Here is a 16611-nt window from a genome sequence, read left to right as displayed (position 1 = left end):
CGCGCTCAGGCGGAGGCAGAAAGCTCGTGGATATCGTCGGGATTCCAGTGCACCGTCACGGTGTCGCCGGTCTCGAAAGGCTGCTGGTAGAAGGCGCGCTCGGGCACGATCGCGGTCATCTCGATGCCGGCGTCGGTGGCGAGGCTCACATAGACGGCGGTGCCCTGGTACTCGACCTCGCGCACTGAAGCGGCGACGCCGTCGCCGCCGCCGGGCGAAAGGCTCAGCCGGTCGGCGCGGACGCTGATCGAGCGTCCTTCCAGCGGCATGACATTGTGGCCGCCGATGAAGCGGGCGACGAATTCGGTCGAGGGCGCGTTAAAGATCTCGCGCGGTGTGCCCATCTGCTCGATCTTGCCGTTGTTCATGATGACGATCAGGTCGGCGAGGGCCATCGCCTCTTCCTGGCTGTGCGTCACATGGATGAAGGAGATGCCAAGCTCGCGCTGGAAGCGCTTCAGTTCGGCGCGGACCTTGATCTTGAGGAAGGGGTCCAGCGCCGAAAGCGGTTCGTCGAGCAGCAGAAGCTGCGGATCGGTGACGAGGGCGCGGGCGAGCGCCACGCGCTGCTGCTGGCCGCCGGAAAGCTGTGCGGGCAACCGCTCGGCATAGCGAGTCATATCGACCAGTTTCAGCGCCTCGGTTGCCTTGATCGAGCGGTCGACCTTGCCGACACCCTTCATCTTCAGCGAGAAGGCGACGTTGTCGCGCACCGAAAGGTGCGGGAACAGGGCGTAGGACTGGAACATCATTGCGGTGCCGCGCTTGGCGGGCGGCAGCTTGTTGACGATATCGTGACCGAGCACGATGTCGCCGTCGGAAACCGCCTCATGCCCGGCGATCATGCGAAGCGTCGAGGACTTGCCGCAGCCAGACGGGCCGAGCAGGCAGCAATAGGTGCCGGCCTTGATCTTGAGGTTGATCGAATCGACGGCGGTCGTATCGCCATAGCGCTTCGTGACCGAGGCTAGTTCAAGATCTGCGGGTCTTGCCATCGTCGTCTCCGATTGAGCTTGCGGAGAGAGTGGCAAGTCGCGTGCCAGCGGCGGAATTCCAACGATTTTCGAGTTGTTTTCTGGGATCCACGGTCGGCGCATGCGCTCAGAGTCTGTTCAACTAACAGGCTTGTCTAACAAATAGGCAATTGATGATTTTGGCGGTTGGGGTGGTCTGCTGGCGGGGAACCGCATTGCGCCTTTTGGAGGCAGCTTTCTCCAGCGCGCCCTCGCGTCGTGGCGAGTGGCGTCGCCTTGTGCAGTGCACACTTTGGAATGGCTCAAATCAAGCCTTGACGAAATTTCTGGAATTTGTCCAAATGATCAAGCTTTTGAGCCGCGACCCCAAAAATCAAAAATATGAGGGGTGGTCGCGGCGCAGTTGTCGACCGGTGGGCGGAGCGTCCGCCGGACCATGGGAACCCAGGGCCACGCTTGGCCGGTAGGGAGGGATCAGCGAATGCCGTCGCATCTGCCGGGGATCGCATCGGGCCGTCTTTCGCCCGACGAATATGCCGCCAATTTTCTCGATATCCATCCGCCTCTCGACCATCACCAGGCCGTCGTCGAGGCGGATCGCTGCTACTTTTGTTATGACGCGCCCTGCGTGAAGGCGTGTCCGACCTCGATCGACATCCCGCTCTTCATCCGCCAGATCATGACCGACAATCCGATCGGCTCGGCCGAGACGATCCTGTCGCAAAATATTCTCGGCGGAATGTGCGCGCGCGTCTGCCCGACCGAGACATTGTGCGAAGAGGCCTGCGTCCGCGAGGAAGCCGAAGGCAAGCCGGTGAAGATCGGTCTCTTGCAGCGCTACGCCACCGATGTCCTGATGGACGAGCGCGGCGAGCAGCCGTTTGAGCGCGCTGACTCCACCGGCAAGCGCGTCGCCGTTGTCGGCGCTGGGCCAGCCGGCCTTGCCGCCGCCCACCGCCTCGCCATGCATGGCCACGACGTCGTCATTTATGACGCCCGCGAAAAGGCTGGCGGCCTCAACGAATACGGTATCGCCGCCTACAAGGCGCCGGATGATTTTGCGCAGAAGGAAGTCGATTTCGTCCTTTCCATCGGCGGCATTACCGTCGAGCACGGCAAGGCCATCGGCCGCGACGTCAGCCTGTCTGACCTGCGCAACAGCTATGACGCCGTCTTCCTCGGCATGGGGCTGGCCGGCGTGAATGCGCTCGGCCTCGAAAACGAGGATCTCGACGGAATTGCCGACGCGGTCGACTACATCGCCGACCTGCGCCAGGCCACGGACCTCTCGACCTTGCCTGTCGGCGCCCGCGTCGTCGTCGTCGGCGGCGGCATGACGGCGATCGACGTCGCCGTGCAGTCGAAGCGTCTTGGTGCCAAGGACGTCACTCTTGTCTATCGTCGCGGCCAGGAGAAGATGGGCGCGTCGGGCTATGAGCAGGATCTCGCCCAGACCGACGGCGTCGTCATCCGCCATAACGCCAAGCCGAAGAGCCTCGTCACGGAGGCGGGACGCGTCACCGGTATCGAGTTCGAAGAGACGCTGGAGGATGGCGGCCGGCTGGTCGGCACGGGCGTGACCTTCACGCTCCCCGCCGACACCGTGTTCAAGGCCATCGGCCAGACCCTCGTTCCCGCAGCTTTGAACGGATCGGCCGAGACGATTGCCCTGGATGGTGGCAAGATACGCGTCGACGACGAGCGACGCACGACGCTTCCGGGCGTCTGGGCTGGCGGCGATTGCGCCGCTACCGGAGAGGATCTGACGGTTGCTGCCGTCGCCGACGGCCGCATTGCCGCCGAGTCCATCCATCGCGCGCTCTCGTCAGTCGCGGCCTAGGAGGAACCCATGGCCAATCTCGCGTCCAATTTCGTCGGCATCAAATCTCCGAATCCGTTCTGGCTGGCCTCCGCGCCGCCAACCGACAAGGCCTATAACGTCGTCCGCGCCTTCAAGGACGGCTGGGGCGGCGTCGTCTGGAAGACGCTCGGCACGGACCCGCCGGTCGTCAACGTCTCGGGCCCGCGCTATGGCGCGATCCACTCCAACGACCGCCGCCTGATCGGCCTCAACAATATCGAGCTGATCACCGATCGGCCGCTCGAGATCAATCTGCGCGAGATCAAGGAGGTCAAGCGCGATTGGCCGGATCGGGCGCTGGTCGTCTCGCTGATGGTCCCCTGTGAGGAGCACTACTGGAAGGACATCCTCGCCAAGGTCGAGGAGACCGAGGCGGATGGCGTCGAGCTGAATTTCGGCTGTCCGCACGGCATGAGCGAGCGCGGCATGGGCGCCGCCGTCGGACAGGTGCCAGAATACATCGAGATGGTGACGCGCTGGTGCAAGCAGCACACGCGCATGCCTGTCATCGTCAAGCTGACGCCCAACATCTCCGACATTCGCAATCCCGCCCGTGCAGCCCATAGTGGCGGCGCCGACGCGGTGTCGCTGATCAACACCATCAACTCGATCATCGGCGTCGACATCGACAATTTCGCGCCGATCCCGACGGTTGACGGCAAGGGCAGCCATGGCGGCTATTGCGGCCCGGCCGTGAAGCCGATCGCCCTCAACATGACGGCCGAGATCGCCCGCGATCCGCAGACCCGCGACCTGCCGATCTCCGGCATCGGCGGCATCACGACATGGCGCGACGCGGTCGAATTCATGGCGCTGGGCGCCGGCAATGTGCAGGTCTGCACCGCCGCCATGACCTATGGCTTCCGCATCGTGCAGGACATGATCACGGGCCTGTCCGAATACATGGACAAGCACGGCTTCACCTCGGTCGACGAGATCGTCGGCCGCGCGGTCGGCAATGTCACCGACTGGAAGTACCTGAACCTCAACTACGTGGCCAAGGCCGTCATCGATCAGGATTCTTGCATCAAGTGCGGTCGCTGCCACATCGCCTGCGAGGATACCTCGCACCAGGCGATCACCTCGATGCTCGACGGCAAGCGCCACTTTGAAGTGATCGACGCCGAATGCGTCGGCTGCAACCTCTGCGTCAGTGTCTGCCCGGTCGAGAACTGCATCACGATGGAGCAGATGACCGAGGGCGTCGATCCGCGTACCGGCATGCCGATCTCGAACGAGTATGCCAACTGGACGACGCACAAGAACAACCCGATGGCGCAAGCCGCCGCGGTCGTCGAACCGGCAGAGTAAGTCCCTCACCCGGCCCCTCTCCCGCATGCGGGAGAGGGGATTCCAGAGATCGAGTCCGTAAATTTGTGAGAGGCGCCGCCCGGCTCCCTCGCCCGCTTGCGGGAGAGGGCTGGGGTGAGGGTTTCTACCGCCTCAGCTGCGAAAAATGCCCTTGAGGAACAGGTCCTCGAGCGTCCGCGTCGCCGTCGCGAAGTGGCGGTTGTCGTCCGCCTCGTCGCCGAGCATGGCGCGAACCTGAACGTCGAAATCCGCGTAATGCTGCGTCGTCGCCCAGATCATGAACAGCAGGTGGTACGGATCGATCGGCGCCATGCGCCCTTCGTCGATCCAGCGCCGAATGACCTCCGTCTTGCTGTCGACAAGCGTCTTCAGCCGGCTGTTGAGGATGGTCCCGACGACCGGCGCGCCTTGCAGGATTTCCATGGCGTAGAGCCGCGACGCCTTCGGGTTCTCGCGCGAGATTTCCAGCTTGCGGTCGATATAGGCGCGAATTTCCGTGACCGGATCGTCACCATGGCCAAGCGATTCCAGCGGCTGCAGCCAAAGCTCCAGCGTCCGGCGCAGGATGGCGAGGTAGATGTCGTCCTTGCGTCGGAAATAATACAGCAGGTTCGGTTTTGTCATGCCGGCCAGCTCGGCAATCTGGTCGACCGTCGCGCCGCGAAAGCCATAGGTCGAGAAGATTTCGAGCGCGGCGTCGAGAATGCGCTCCTCATTCTCTTCCTGGATGCGCGTCCGCTTCTTTGTCTGGCCGGCGCGGGCGGTGTTCGCAGGTGTCATGACGGTCGTCGACTTTCCCGTTTGTTTGCCATCCCGCGTCAGGGTGTCCGGCCGATACCGGCCTGTCTGCATGGCGTATCGCGACGCCGTCTTGCGATCGATACGGAACTTTCGGTCGATTCCGCCTCGATTTCAATGGGTTCGGCAGGTGCGCGGCAGCTAGAAGCTCGGCGGTGTGCAGGCCGAGACCAGTTCAAGGTCCTCGTCCCCGATATTCTTGAAGGCGTGCGGCTTGTGGCTGTCGAAGAAATAGGCATCGCCGGGGTTGAGTTCATAACGCTGGCCGTCGACCTCCAGTCCCATCCGGCCGCGGATGATCAGCCCGGCTTCCTCGCCCTGGTGCGACAGCATCGCCTTGCCGGAAACCGCGCCCGGCTTGTAGCGTTCGTGCAGCATCTGCAGCGAGCGGCCCTCCAGATTAACGCCGACCTGTCGGAACGAGATCTTGCCGCCGGCGATCTCCTTCAGCTCATTCGCGCGGAAAACCACCTGTTCGACGGCCGGCCTCGCCTCGGCGAAGAACTCCGACAGGCTGTAGGGAATGCCGGACAGGATCTGCCGCAGGCCGGAAACGGACGGGCTCATCCGGTTCGCCTCGACCATCGAGACGGTCGCGTTGGAGACTCCGGCGCGCTTTGCCAGCGCCCGTTGCGACAGGCCGTGCCGGATACGCAATTCGCGCAGTCGGGCGCCGACATCGACATCAAAATTCGAAACGTTCATCTGTTCAATATAAAGAACATTCTTAACGGGCGCAACGAATTGACCGGCCAAGACCCTGCCGCTACGTTCATAAAAATGATCGGCCGCGCATGGAAATCGGCTGCATGAGGGTCCCCAAAAAATGACAAGTGCCCAGTACTCGAACAATCTCGACGCCTTCTGGATGCCGTTCACGGCAAACCGCCAGTTCAAGCAGAATCCGCGCATGCTCGTCGCTGCGAAGGACATGCACTACACCTCGGCGGATGGGCGTCAGATCCTCGACGGCACGGCGGGCCTCTGGTGCGTCAACGCCGGCCATGGCCGCCCGAAGATTATCGAGGCTGTCTCGAAGCAGGTCGCCGAGCTCGACTACGCGCCGGCTTTCCAGATGGGCCATCCCAAGGCCTTCGAACTGGCCGCGCGTCTCGCCGCGATGATGCCGTCGCCGCTCGACCATGTCTTCTTCACCAATTCGGGCTCGGAATCGGTCGATACGGCGCTGAAGATCGCGCTCGCCTATCATCGCGCCAAGGGCAACGGCACCAAGTATCGCCTGCTCGGCCGCGAGCGCGGCTATCACGGCGTCGGCTTCGGCGGCATCTCGGTCGGCGGCATCTCTGGCAACCGCAAGACCTTCGGCACGATGCTGACCGGCGTTGATCACATCCGCCATACGCACGACCTTTCGCACAACGCCTTCACGCGCGGCCAGCCGGAATATGGCGTCGAGTTCGCCGATGATCTGGAGAAGGTCATCGCGCTGCATGATGCGTCCAACATCGCGGCCCTGATCGTCGAGCCGGTCGCCTGCTCGACCGGCGTGCTGGTTCCCCCGAAGGGCTATCTGAAGCGCCTGCGCGAGATCTGCGACAAGCATGACATCCTGCTGATCTTCGACGAGGTCATCACCGGCTTTGGTCGCCTCGGCACGCCCTTCGCCGTCGATTACTTCGACGTCATTCCGGATCTCGTCACCACCGCCAAGGGCCTGACCAGCGGCGTCGTGCCGATGGGCGCCGTGTTCGCTTCGAGCAAGATCTACGAAGCGTTCATGAACGCGCCGGAAAACACGATCGAGCTGTTCCACGGCTACACCTATTCGGCCCATCCGGTCGCCTGCGCCGCGGCGCTCGCAACCCTCGACGTCTATGAGGAAGAGGGCCTGCTGACCCGCGTTTCCGAGATCGCGCAGTATTGGGAAGACGGCCTGCACAGCCTCAAGGGCCTGCCGCACGTCATCGACATCCGCAATCTCGGCCTGATCGGCGCGATCGAGCTGGAGCCGATCCCGGGCGCGCCGACAAAACGTGCCTTCCAGGCTTTCCTGAAGGCCTATGAGAGCAATCTTATGGTCAGGACGACCGGTGACATCATCGCTCTGTCGCCGCCCCTGATCATTGAAAAGAGCCACATCGACCAGATCTTCGACACGCTTTCGGGCGTGCTGAAGCAGATCGATTAAGGCTCGCGGAGGAAACCATGGACGCCATCACCTTGAACACGATTACCAATCTGATCGACGGCAAGCCGTCGCCTTCGACCTCGACGCGCAGCCAGCCCGTCTATAATCCGGCGACCGGCGAGCCCGTCGCGACGCTGCCGCTCTCGACGGCTGCCGAACTGGACGCTGCCGTTGCCTCGGCCAAGAAGGCATTTCCGGCCTGGTCCAATCTGCCGCCGCTGAAGCGGGCGCGCGTGATGTTCAAGTTCAAGGACCTGCTGGAGCAGAACGCCGACCGGATCGCTCGCGCGATTTCGGCCGAGCATGGCAAGATGCATGACGACGCGCTCGGCGAAGTGCAGCGCGGCCTCGAAGTGGTCGAGTTCGCCTGCGGCATCCCGCATCTGCTGAAGGGCGAGTATTCAAAGAATGTCGGCCCCGCGATCGACACCTATTCCGACCGCCAGGCGCTCGGCGTCGTCGCCGGCATCACGCCGTTCAACTTCCCCTGCATGGTGGCGCTCTGGATGTATCCGGTGGCGATTGCCTGCGGCAACACCTTCATCCTGAAGCCGTCTGAGCGCGATCCGAGCGCGGCGTTGCTGGTGGCTGAGCTTCTCAACGAGGCCGGCCTGCCGCCGGGCGTGCTCAACGTCGTGCATGGCGACAAGGAAGTCGTCGACGCGATCCTGCATCACCCCGACATCAAGGCTGTCTCTTTCGTCGGCTCGACCCCGATTGCCGAATATGTCTATGCGACCGGCACGGCGGCTGGAAAGCGCGTGCAGGCGCTGGGCGGCGCCAAGAACCACATGGTCATCATGCCGGATGCCGATATGGACAAGGTTGCCGACGCACTGATGGGCGCGGGCTACGGCTCGGCCGGCGAGCGCTGCATGGCGGTCTCGGTGGCGGTTCCTGTCGGCCAGAAGACGGCTGACGCGCTGATCGAGACGCTGGCGCCGCGCGTCCGCGCGCTGAAGATCGGCCCGGCCACGGATCGTGACGCTGAAATGGGGCCGCTGGTCACCAAGCAGCACAGGGACAAGGTTGTCGGCTACATCGACAAGGGCGTCGAGGAAGGCGCCAAGCTCGTCGTCGACGGTCGCGGCTTCAAGCTGCAAGGCTACGAGAACGGCTATTTCGTCGGCGGCACGCTTTTCGACAATGTCAGCAAGGACATGACGATCTACCGCGAGGAGATCTTCGGCCCGGTGCTCGCGGTGTTGCGGGCGGAGACCTATGCCGAGGCACTTCAGCTCATCAATGATCATGAATTCGGCAACGGCACCGCGATCTTCACCCGCGATGGCGATGCCGCGCGTTCCTTCGCCGACAAGGTCGAGGCCGGCATGGTCGGCATCAACGTGCCGATCCCGGTCCCCGTCGCTTATCATTCCTTCGGCGGTTGGAAGCGGTCGGTCTTCGGTGATCACGCCATCTACGGTCCGGAAGGCGTGCATTTCTATACGCGCCTGAAGACGGTGACGACGCGCTGGCCGGACGGAATTAAGTCCGGCGCGGTCTTCAATTTCCCGACGATGTGACGCTAAGCTGTTGTCGGGACAATATCTTGTTGCCGCGTCCCCCGCTCAGGCGGGGGAGCGTCCGGTCGGATCTTTCGTCGGCTGGGTGTGGCGCGGAAATTGCCTGACTCTGCCCGAGCTGATGGCTGAAAGCCTTCCTAACGAGAGATAGCACGCATGACCGGTCCGACCGATAATCTCCGCATCAATGGCGAACGCCTTTGGGATAGCTTGATGGAGATGGCCAAGGTCGGGCCGGGCATTGCCGGCGGCAATAATCGCCAGACGCTGACCGACAGCGACCGCGAAGGGCGCGACCTGTTCAAGTCCTGGTGCGAGGCGGCGGGCATGATGCTGGGCGTCGACAAGATGGGCACGATGTTCGCGACCCGTCCCGGCACCGATCCCGACGCGCTGCCCGTCTATGTCGGCAGCCATCTCGACACCCAGCCGACCGGCGGCAAGTATGACGGCGTGCTGGGCGTTCTGTCCGGGCTCGAGATCATCCGCTCGATGAACGATCTCGGCATTCGCACCAAGCATCCGATCGTCGTCACCAACTGGACCAATGAAGAGGGCGCCCGTTTCGCGCCTGCGATGCTGGCCTCCGGCGTGTTCGCCGGCGCGATCCCGCTGGAATATGCCTATGATCGCAAGGATCCTGACGGCAAAAGTTTTGGCGATGAGTTGAAGCGGATCGGCTGGCTTGGCGACGAGGAAGTCGGCGCGCGCAAGATGCACGCCTATTTCGAGTATCACATCGAGCAGGGCCCGATCCTCGAGGCCGAGGCGAAGCAGATCGGCGTCGTCACCCATTGCCAGGGGCTGTGGTGGCTTGAAGTGACGCTGACGGGTCGCGAGGCGCATACCGGCTCGACGCCGATGAACCTTCGCGTCAATGCCGGGCTCGCGATGGCGCGTATCCTAGAGATGGTGCAGACGGTTGCGATGGACAGCCAGCCGGGTGCCGTGGGCGGCGTCGGCCAGATGTTCTTCACGCCCAACTCGCGTAACGTATTGCCGGGCAAAGTGGTTTTCAGCATCGACATCCGCACGCCGGACCTCGCCAAGCTGAATGGCATGCGCGCGCGGATCGAGGCGGAAGCCGCCGAGATCGCCGAAGCGCTTGGCGTCGGCTGCGCCATCGAGCCGGTTGGTCATTTCGACCCTGTCACCTTCGACCCGACACTGGTCGAGCGCGTGCGCAGCGCGGCGGAGCGGCTCGGCTACAGCCACATGAACATCATTTCCGGTGCCGGTCATGATGCCTGCTGGGCGGCGAAAGTTGCGCCTGCCACCATGGTCATGTGCCCATGCGTCGGCGGCTTGTCGCATAATGAGGCCGAGGAAATCAGCCCGGAATGGGCGACGGCCGGTGCAGACGTGCTGTTCCACGCCGTGCTGGAGACCGCTGAAATCGCCGGCTAGGGCGTTTTCGAGCGAAGTGGATTCCGGTTCGCGTGAAGAAAACGCGACCACTCAAGGCGTTAGGGCGTTTCGTCGTTCAACGAAACGGTGAAAGGCTCTAACCTCGGACAAAAGAATAAATGGCTGGCAAAGTCGGCCGAGGGACCAGAGGGAAAATCACCATGTCGACGGTAATCAAGGGCGGAACGATCGTGGCGGCGGATCGCAGCTACGAAGCGGACATCCTGATCGAAGGCGAGACCATCAAGGCGATCGGTCCGGATCTTTCCGGCGACACGGTCGTCGATGCGTCGGGCGCCTACATCATCCCCGGCGGCATCGACCCCCATACCCATCTGGAAATGCCCTTCATGGGCACGACGGCGGCTGAAACCTGGGAAAGCGGCACCTTCGCCGCCCTTTCCGGCGGCACCACCACGGTGGTCGATTTCGTCATTCCGGGCGAGGCCGGCATGCTGGCGGCACTCGAGGAATGGGAAGGCCGGGCCACGCGGCAGGCATCTTCCGACTATTCCTATCATATGTGCGTCACCGGCTGGTCACAGAAGCACTTTGACGACATGGCCAAGGTGGTGGACCGAGGCATCAATACTTTCAAGCACTTCATGGCCTACAAGGGCGCCTTGATGGTGAATGACGACGAGATGTTCGCGTCGTTCCAGCGCTGCGCGGCACTCGGCGCGCTGCCGCTCGTGCACGCCGAAAACGGCGATATCGTCGCGGCGCTGCAGCAGAAATACATGGCCGAGGGCACGACGGGCCCCGAAGGCCATGCCTTTTCGCGGCCGCCGGAAGTCGAGGGCGAGGCGACCAACCGCGCCATCATGATCGCCGACGCCGCCGGCGTGCCGGTTTATATCGTGCACGTCTCCTGCGAGCAGAGCCACGAGGCGATCCGTCGGGCCCGCCAGAAGGGCATGCGCGTCTATGGCGAGCCGCTGATCCAGCATCTGACGCTGGATGAAGGCGAATACTTCAACCGCGACTGGGACTATGCCGCTCGCCGCGTGATGTCGCCGCCCTTCCGCAACAAGCTCCACCAGGACAGCCTCTGGGCAGGTCTGGCTGCCGGGTCGTTGCAGGTGGTCGCCACCGACCATTGCGCCTTCACCACCGAGCAGAAGCGTTTTGGCCTTGGCAATTTCACCAAGATTCCGAACGGCACCGGCGGTGTCGAGGACCGGCTCTCCGTGCTCTGGACCAAGGGCGTCGAGACCGGCCGGCTGACGCCGAACGAGTTCGTCGCCGCGACCTCGACCAACATCGCGCAGATCCTCAACATCTACCCGCAGAAGGGCGCGATCCTGCCGGGTTCGGATGCCGATCTCGTCGTCTGGGATCCCAAACTGTCGAAGACAATTTCCGCCGCCAACCAGAAATCCATCATTGATTACAATGTCTTCGAGGGTTTCACGGTCAACGGCCTGCCGCGCTACACGCTGTCGCGTGGTGAGATCGTCTGGGCGGACGGGCAGAACTCGCAGCCGCAGCCCGGCCGTGGAAAATTCATCAAGCGCAAGCCGTTCCCGGCGGTGAATGCAGCCCTTTCGAAGTGGAAGGAAGTCACGGCGCCGCGTGCCGTGACCCGTTCGCCCGAGCATATGCCGATTGGCGTTTGAGGCGGGGATGAGCGCCGTGTTCAAACCTTACGAGGATAGAGCCGACGGTCAGCCAAACGCCGAAAACGCCGCATCCGTCATCGATATCAGGGGGCTTTCCCTCACTTTCGAGACGAATGACGGGCCGGTTCACGCGCTGTCCAATATTGATCTCGACGTGAAGCGGGGCGAGTTCGTCTCGTTCATCGGGCCATCGGGTTGCGGAAAGACCACGCTGCTCCGGGTCATCGCCGATCTCGAGCAGCCGACCGGCGGCTCGATCACCGTCAACGGCGTGTCGCCGGAGGAGGCGCGGCAGGCCCGCGCCTATGGCTATGTGTTTCAGGCGGCAGCCCTTTATCCGTGGCGGACGATCGCCAGGAACGTTGCTCTGCCGCTCGAAATCATGGGCCTGCCCAAGGCCGAGCGGGAACGGCGGATTGCCGACAACCTCGCGCTGGTCAATCTCGCCGGCTTCGAGAAGAAGTATCCCTGGCAGCTTTCCGGCGGCATGCAGCAGCGGGCCTCGATCGCCCGCGCGCTGGCGGTCGAGCCGGAGCTTTTGCTCATGGACGAACCCTTTGGCGCGCTTGATGAAATCGTCCGGGATCATCTCAACGAACAGCTGCTGAAGCTCTGGGCCAAGACGCAGAAGACGGTGGTTTTCGTTACCCACTCGATCCCCGAGGCCGTGTTCCTCTCGACCAAGATCGTCGTGATGTCGCCGCGCCCCGGCCGCGTCACCGATATCATCGACTGCGGTTTTCCCCGCGACCGGACGCTCGATATCCGCGAAACGCCGGAATTCCTGGAGGTCGCCGCCCGCGTCCGCAATGGTTTGAGGGCAGGGCATTCCTATGAGGACTGACGAGACCGGCACGTTCCGGACGGGGGTTAACACGCACCCGGCGCGTTACCCCTCCGTTAGCCTTCCGTCAGCGCGGCACGAGGCTTTCCAGTTCCGGCAGCAGGACGACGCTTTCCTGCTCGTTCGGATCGGTCCGGGAGATGACCGCGACGCAGGGCTCAGTTCCCCGGTTGGCAGCGAGATGCGGCATGTCGGCGGGGATGTAGAACATCTCGCCCGCCTTGACGACGACATGGTGCTCCAGCCGCTCGCCGTACCAGGTGTCGGCCTCGCCAGCGATCATGTAGATCGCGGTCTCGTGGTGCTCATGCTTGTGGGCGCTGGCGCGACCGCCGGGTGGGATGGTCAGCAGGACCATGCAGAGGCCGGTCGATCCCACCGACTGGGCCGAGATGCCGTCGAGGTAGGAAAAGCCCTGCTTGCCGGCATAGCTCTCGTTCGGCCGGATGATCCGGCAGGTCGGCCTGGTCGCGGTTGTCGTGCTCATCTCGTTTCCCCTCGTCTGATGACATCTTCGCCTTACCTTAGCGGAAGATATGGGGAGGGAGTGGCCGCATGACCACGCTTGTTGCCCCCGGTCTCATCGCCGCCCGGCCGCGCTCTCTGAAAAAGCCCGGCCATGTCTTTCCGGTGACGGTCGTCGTCGTCGCCATCCTCGCCATCTGGTATGTCGGCGCGTTTTTCCTGAACGCGCAGCTCGCCCGCGATGTGTTTGCCCGCCAGAAGGTCGAGCCGACGATCAGCCAGATGGTCGATGCCACCATGTCGATGGAGCGGCCGCTGCTGCCGGCGCCGCATCAGGTCGCGACCGAGCTCTGGAAGAGCACCACCGGCTACGCCATCAATTCCAAGCGCAGTCTCGTCTATCACGGCTGGGTGACGCTCTCGGCGACGCTCGCCGGCTTCGTCATCGGCACGCTGCTCGGCCTGCTGCTCGCCGTCGGCATCGTCCATGTCTCGAGCCTCGACAAGAGCCTGATGCCCTGGGTCGTCGCCTCGCAGACGATCCCGATTGTCGCCATCGCGCCGATGATCGTCGTGGTCGGCTACAACCTGATGAACGGCCAACTCGGCCTTTCGACCGATACGTCGCGCTTCCTCGCCAAGGCGATGATCTCGACCTACCTGTCCTTCTTCCCGATCACGGTCGGCATGGTGAAGGGCCTGCGCTCGCCCGATCCGATGCATCTCGATTTGATGCGGACCTATACGGCGACCGGCTGGCAGGCGTTTTGGAAGCTGCGCTTCCCGTCTTCGTTGCCCTATCTCTTCACCTCGATGCAGATCGCCATCGCCATCAGCCTTGTCGGCGCCATTGTCGGCGAATTGCCGACCGGCGCATCGGCCGGGCTTGGCGCGCGCCTGCTGGCCGGTTCCTATTATGGCCAGACGGTTCAAATCTGGGCAGCGCTCCTGGCCGCCTCGATCCTCGCCGCCGTGCTGGTGGCGATCGTCGGCTTCGCCAATCGCATCGTGCTCAAGCGGATGGGGATGGCCCGATGAACGACAGGATATCGGTCGGCTCCCTCGCCCGCTTGCGGGAGAGGGCGGGGGTGAGGGGCTTTCTTGTCCCCACCCGCATCGCAAGCAAGACCCTCACCCAACCCTCTCCCGCAAGCGGGCGAGGGCTTGAGCACCGGGAGGCGCAGGCGTGAGTTCCACCATTTCTCGAAACCATCGAGGACATCTCCAGCCCTGGATCGCCTTTCTCGGCCTGTTCGCGGCGGTCGCGCTGCCGCTCGACGCGGCCAATGTCGAGCGGTTGCTGCCGCGCGAAGGGCTCGGCGGCTGGGTGGTCATTCTGTTGCTCGCCGCCGCCGCCTATGCCGCCGTCAAGGCGGAGCGCAGCGCTGTCACCGCCATCCTGCTGGCGCTTGCCTCCAGCGTCGGCGCATGGCTGGCTCTCGATAGGCTGCCCGGCCTCGCCGGCCATGCCGGCCCCGGCTTCTGGGCGTTGCTCTTGACGTCGTGGCTGTTGGCCTGGGCACTCGTGTCGCAGCTTTCCGCCATCAAGCCGCGCGCCGGCCCGGCCGGGTTCCTGCTCAAGCTCGCCATACCGTTCATCTTTGGCGCTTGGCTGCTGGTCTTCTGGCAGGTGAACGTCATCGCCCTCCAGGTGCCGTTCGTGCTGATCCCGCCGCCCTCGGCGATCTGGTTGAAACTGACCTCGTCGGTACCGATCCTTGTTGCCGATTTCCGCCAGACCATCTTGAAGGCGGTCATCGCCGGCTATGTGATGGGCTGCGGCGCCGGCTTCCTCGTCGCCATCCTGGTCGACCGGGTGCCGTTCCTGCAGCGCGGCCTGCTGCCGGTCGGCAATCTGGTCTCGGCTCTGCCGATCATCGGCATCGCGCCGATCATGGTGATGTGGTTCGGCTTCGACTGGCCATCCAAGGCGGCGGTGGTCGTCGTGGCGACCTTCTTCCCGATGCTGGTCAACACCGTCACCGGCCTTGCCGCCTCGCAACCGATGCAGCGCGACCTGATGCGCACCTATGCCGCGAATTATTGGCAGTCACTCTTCAAGCTTCGGCTTCCCGAAGCGCTGCCGTTCATATTCAATGCACTCAAGATCAATTCTACACTGGCTCTGATCGCGGCCATCGTGGCCGAGTTCTTCGGAACACCGATCGTGGGCATGGGGTTCCGTATCTCCACCGAAGTCGGGCGCATGAACATCGACATGGTGTGGGCGGAAATTGCGGTGGCGGCCCTGGCCGGCTCCGTCTTCTACGGGGTGATCGCGCTCATCGAGCGGGCCTCGACCTTCTGGCATCCGTCTTTCCGCACCTGAGGGCGGGGCCAGAGCGTTTTCGTGCGAAGTGGTTACCGGTTCGCGGGGAAAACGCGACTAAGCAAGAACCAACGAAGAACCTGGAGGGGTCAATGAAGAAGCTTATGATTGGAGCGCTCGCGGTTGCCGCGGGGCTCATGACCAGCGTCTCGGCCCATGCGGCTGATGCGCTAACGCTGCAGCTGAAATGGGTCCCGCAGGCCCAGTTCGCCGGCTACTACGTCGCCAAGGAAAAGGGCTTCTATGAAGCCGAGGGCCTCGACGTGACGATCAAGCCCGGTGGCCCGGATATCGCCCCCGAGCAGGTGATCGCCGGCGGCGGCGCTGACATCATCACCACCTGGATGCCGGCGGCGCTGGCTTCGCGCGAAAAAGGCGTGCCGCTCGTCAACATCGCCCAGCCCTACAAGAAATCGGGCATGATGCTGACCTGCCGCAAGGATACCGGCATCAAGTCGCCGGATGATTTCAAGGGCAAGACGCTCGGCGTCTGGTTCTTCGGCAACGAGTATCCGTTCCTCGCCTGGATGGCCAAGCTCGGCCTTTCGACCGATGGCGGCCCGAATGGCGTCACCGTGCTGAAGCAGGGCTTCAACGTCGACCCGCTGATCCAGAAGCAGGCCGACTGCATCTCGACCATGACCTATAACGAGTTCGGCCAGGTGCTGGACGCCGGCATTCCGGAAAGCGAGCTGATCGTCTTCAAGTATGAGGACCAGGGCGTCGCGACGCTGGAAGACGGCCTCTATGTCATGGAAGACAAGCTCAAGGATCCGGCCTTCGTCGAGAAGATGGCGAAGTTCGTCCGCGCCTCGATGAAGGGCTGGGCCTATGCCCGTGACAACACCGACGAAGCCGCCAAGATCGTGCTCGAGAACGACGACACCGGCGCGCAGACCGAATCCCACCAGAAGTTCATGATGGGCGAGGTCAACAAGCTGACCGAGGGCACGACCGGCGCGCTGAATGAAGCCGATTACAAGCGCACCGTCGCGACGCTGCTGGCAGCGGGCGGTGAATCGCCCGTCATCACCAAGGAGCCGACCGGCGCCTGGACGCACGCGGTTACCGACGCGGCTGGGCTGAAGTAAGCCGGCGTTTTTTAACGGTACTCAACGCGAACGGGCGCCATTCTGGCGCCCGTTTTCGTTTTCGCCACGAAATGTGTTTCGAGACGTTCCTGGAAGTGGACGCCTCGGCTGTATGGATCCCTGCTTTCGCAGGGATGACGGCGAGGGGGCGGTGAGGGGGAGCGTTAGCCGCTGTCGAGGGAGCGCAAGACCCTCACCCCAACCCTCTCCCGCAGGCGGGCGAGGGGGCGCATC

Annotated in this window: 14 protein-coding genes; 10 read left to right on the top strand and 4 right to left on the bottom strand. The window is 63.4% G+C overall.

From position 1 onward, the window contains the following. Positions 1-5: 5 nt before the first annotated feature. A complete protein-coding gene (locus OSH12_RS19130) occupies positions 6-995 on the bottom strand; it encodes an ABC transporter ATP-binding protein (RefSeq protein ID WP_266345202.1) in 990 nt (329 codons plus the stop codon). A 460-nt stretch (positions 996-1455) separates the two neighbouring features. On the opposite strand from OSH12_RS19130, the gene OSH12_RS19125 reads away from it, so the two are divergent. Both OSH12_RS19125 and preA read left to right on the top strand, forming a co-directional pair. Beyond that, a complete protein-coding gene (locus OSH12_RS19125; RefSeq protein ID WP_266345201.1) occupies positions 1456-2814 on the top strand; it encodes an NAD(P)-dependent oxidoreductase in 1359 nt (452 codons plus the stop codon). Positions 2815-2823: 9 nt separating this feature from the next. Next, positions 2824-4146 carry an NAD-dependent dihydropyrimidine dehydrogenase subunit PreA gene (preA, locus tag OSH12_RS19120; RefSeq protein ID WP_266345200.1) on the top strand — a complete coding sequence of 441 codons (1323 nt, stop codon included), beginning with the start codon at positions 2824-2826 and terminating at the stop codon, positions 4144-4146. 132 nt (positions 4147-4278) lie between these two features. Here the strand turns inward: preA and OSH12_RS19115 are convergent, their stop codons facing one another. Together OSH12_RS19115 and OSH12_RS19110 are read right to left on the bottom strand one after the other, a co-directional pair. After that, positions 4279-4926, bottom strand: a complete 648-nt coding sequence (locus tag OSH12_RS19115; RefSeq protein ID WP_266345199.1) for a TetR family transcriptional regulator C-terminal domain-containing protein — start codon at positions 4924-4926, stop codon at positions 4279-4281. Between the two features lie 159 nt (positions 4927-5085). After that, on the bottom strand, positions 5086-5649 hold the full coding sequence (locus OSH12_RS19110) for a cupin domain-containing protein (protein ID WP_266345198.1): 564 nt from the start codon (positions 5647-5649) through the stop codon (positions 5086-5088). Positions 5650-5770: 121 nt separating this feature from the next. Between OSH12_RS19110 and OSH12_RS19105 the strand changes: the two genes are divergently transcribed. From OSH12_RS19105 to OSH12_RS19085, 5 genes are all read left to right on the top strand, one after another. Next, positions 5771-7093, top strand: coding sequence for an aspartate aminotransferase family protein (locus OSH12_RS19105; protein ID WP_266345197.1), 1323 nt, complete (start codon positions 5771-5773; stop codon positions 7091-7093). Between the two features lie 17 nt (positions 7094-7110). Further along, on the top strand, positions 7111-8619 hold the full coding sequence (locus tag OSH12_RS19100; protein WP_323180692.1) for a CoA-acylating methylmalonate-semialdehyde dehydrogenase: 1509 nt from the start codon (positions 7111-7113) through the stop codon (positions 8617-8619). Positions 8620-8775: 156 nt separating this feature from the next. After that, entirely contained in the window at positions 8776-10026 is a 1251-nt protein-coding gene (locus OSH12_RS19095) for a Zn-dependent hydrolase (RefSeq protein WP_266345196.1), read from the top strand. A 161-nt stretch (positions 10027-10187) separates the two neighbouring features. Next, positions 10188-11645, top strand: coding sequence for a dihydropyrimidinase (gene hydA, locus OSH12_RS19090; protein ID WP_266345195.1), 1458 nt, complete (start codon positions 10188-10190; stop codon positions 11643-11645). Between the two features lie 7 nt (positions 11646-11652). Then, positions 11653-12492: an ABC transporter ATP-binding protein gene (locus OSH12_RS19085; RefSeq protein WP_266345194.1), complete on the top strand. Its 840-nt coding sequence runs from the start codon at positions 11653-11655 to the stop codon at positions 12490-12492. 67 nt (positions 12493-12559) lie between these two features. Here the strand turns inward: OSH12_RS19085 and OSH12_RS19080 are convergent, their stop codons facing one another. Beyond that, complete coding sequence (locus OSH12_RS19080) at positions 12560-12979, bottom strand: cupin domain-containing protein (protein ID WP_266345193.1); 420 nt, start codon at positions 12977-12979, stop codon at positions 12560-12562. Between the two features lie 68 nt (positions 12980-13047). Between OSH12_RS19080 and OSH12_RS19075 the strand changes: the two genes are divergently transcribed. From OSH12_RS19075 to OSH12_RS19065, 3 genes are all read left to right on the top strand, one after another. Continuing rightward, on the top strand, positions 13048-13995 hold the full coding sequence (locus tag OSH12_RS19075) for an ABC transporter permease (RefSeq protein WP_266345192.1): 948 nt from the start codon (positions 13048-13050) through the stop codon (positions 13993-13995). A 160-nt stretch (positions 13996-14155) separates the two neighbouring features. Then, entirely contained in the window at positions 14156-15286 is a 1131-nt protein-coding gene (locus OSH12_RS19070; protein ID WP_380224979.1) for an ABC transporter permease, read from the top strand. A gap of 92 nt (positions 15287-15378) precedes the next feature. Next, positions 15379-16377: an ABC transporter substrate-binding protein gene (locus OSH12_RS19065; RefSeq protein WP_266345191.1), complete on the top strand. Its 999-nt coding sequence runs from the start codon at positions 15379-15381 to the stop codon at positions 16375-16377. Positions 16378-16611: the final 234 nt, after the last annotated feature.

It is taken from the genome of Kaistia terrae (genome assembly GCF_026344005.1).
In the GTDB taxonomy this organism is placed as follows: Bacteria; Pseudomonadota; Alphaproteobacteria; order Rhizobiales; family Kaistiaceae; genus Kaistia; species Kaistia terrae.
Note: the sequence above shows the minus strand (reverse complement) of the source record. Positions and strands in the feature narration are given on the sequence as shown.

Bases quoted from the DNA above. Each gene is read 5' to 3' on its own strand.
- OSH12_RS19130 (WP_266345202.1), bottom strand. From the start codon at position 995: ATGGCAAGACCCGCAGATCTTGAACTAGCCTCGGTCACGAAGCGCTAT.
- OSH12_RS19125 (WP_266345201.1), top strand. From the start codon at position 1,456: ATGCCGTCGCATCTGCCGGGGATCGCATCGGGCCGTCTTTCGCCCGAC.
- preA (WP_266345200.1), top strand. From the start codon at position 2,824: ATGGCCAATCTCGCGTCCAATTTCGTCGGCATCAAATCTCCGAATCCG.
- OSH12_RS19115 (WP_266345199.1), bottom strand. From the start codon at position 4,926: ATGACACCTGCGAACACCGCCCGCGCCGGCCAGACAAAGAAGCGGACG.
- OSH12_RS19110 (WP_266345198.1), bottom strand. From the start codon at position 5,649: ATGAACGTTTCGAATTTTGATGTCGATGTCGGCGCCCGACTGCGCGAA.
- OSH12_RS19105 (WP_266345197.1), top strand. From the start codon at position 5,771: ATGACAAGTGCCCAGTACTCGAACAATCTCGACGCCTTCTGGATGCCG.
- OSH12_RS19100 (WP_323180692.1), top strand. From the start codon at position 7,111: ATGGACGCCATCACCTTGAACACGATTACCAATCTGATCGACGGCAAG.
- OSH12_RS19095 (WP_266345196.1), top strand. From the start codon at position 8,776: ATGACCGGTCCGACCGATAATCTCCGCATCAATGGCGAACGCCTTTGG.
- hydA (WP_266345195.1), top strand. From the start codon at position 10,188: ATGTCGACGGTAATCAAGGGCGGAACGATCGTGGCGGCGGATCGCAGC.
- OSH12_RS19085 (WP_266345194.1), top strand. From the start codon at position 11,653: ATGAGCGCCGTGTTCAAACCTTACGAGGATAGAGCCGACGGTCAGCCA.
- OSH12_RS19080 (WP_266345193.1), bottom strand. From the start codon at position 12,979: ATGAGCACGACAACCGCGACCAGGCCGACCTGCCGGATCATCCGGCCG.
- OSH12_RS19075 (WP_266345192.1), top strand. From the start codon at position 13,048: ATGACCACGCTTGTTGCCCCCGGTCTCATCGCCGCCCGGCCGCGCTCT.
- OSH12_RS19065 (WP_266345191.1), top strand. From the start codon at position 15,379: ATGAAGAAGCTTATGATTGGAGCGCTCGCGGTTGCCGCGGGGCTCATG.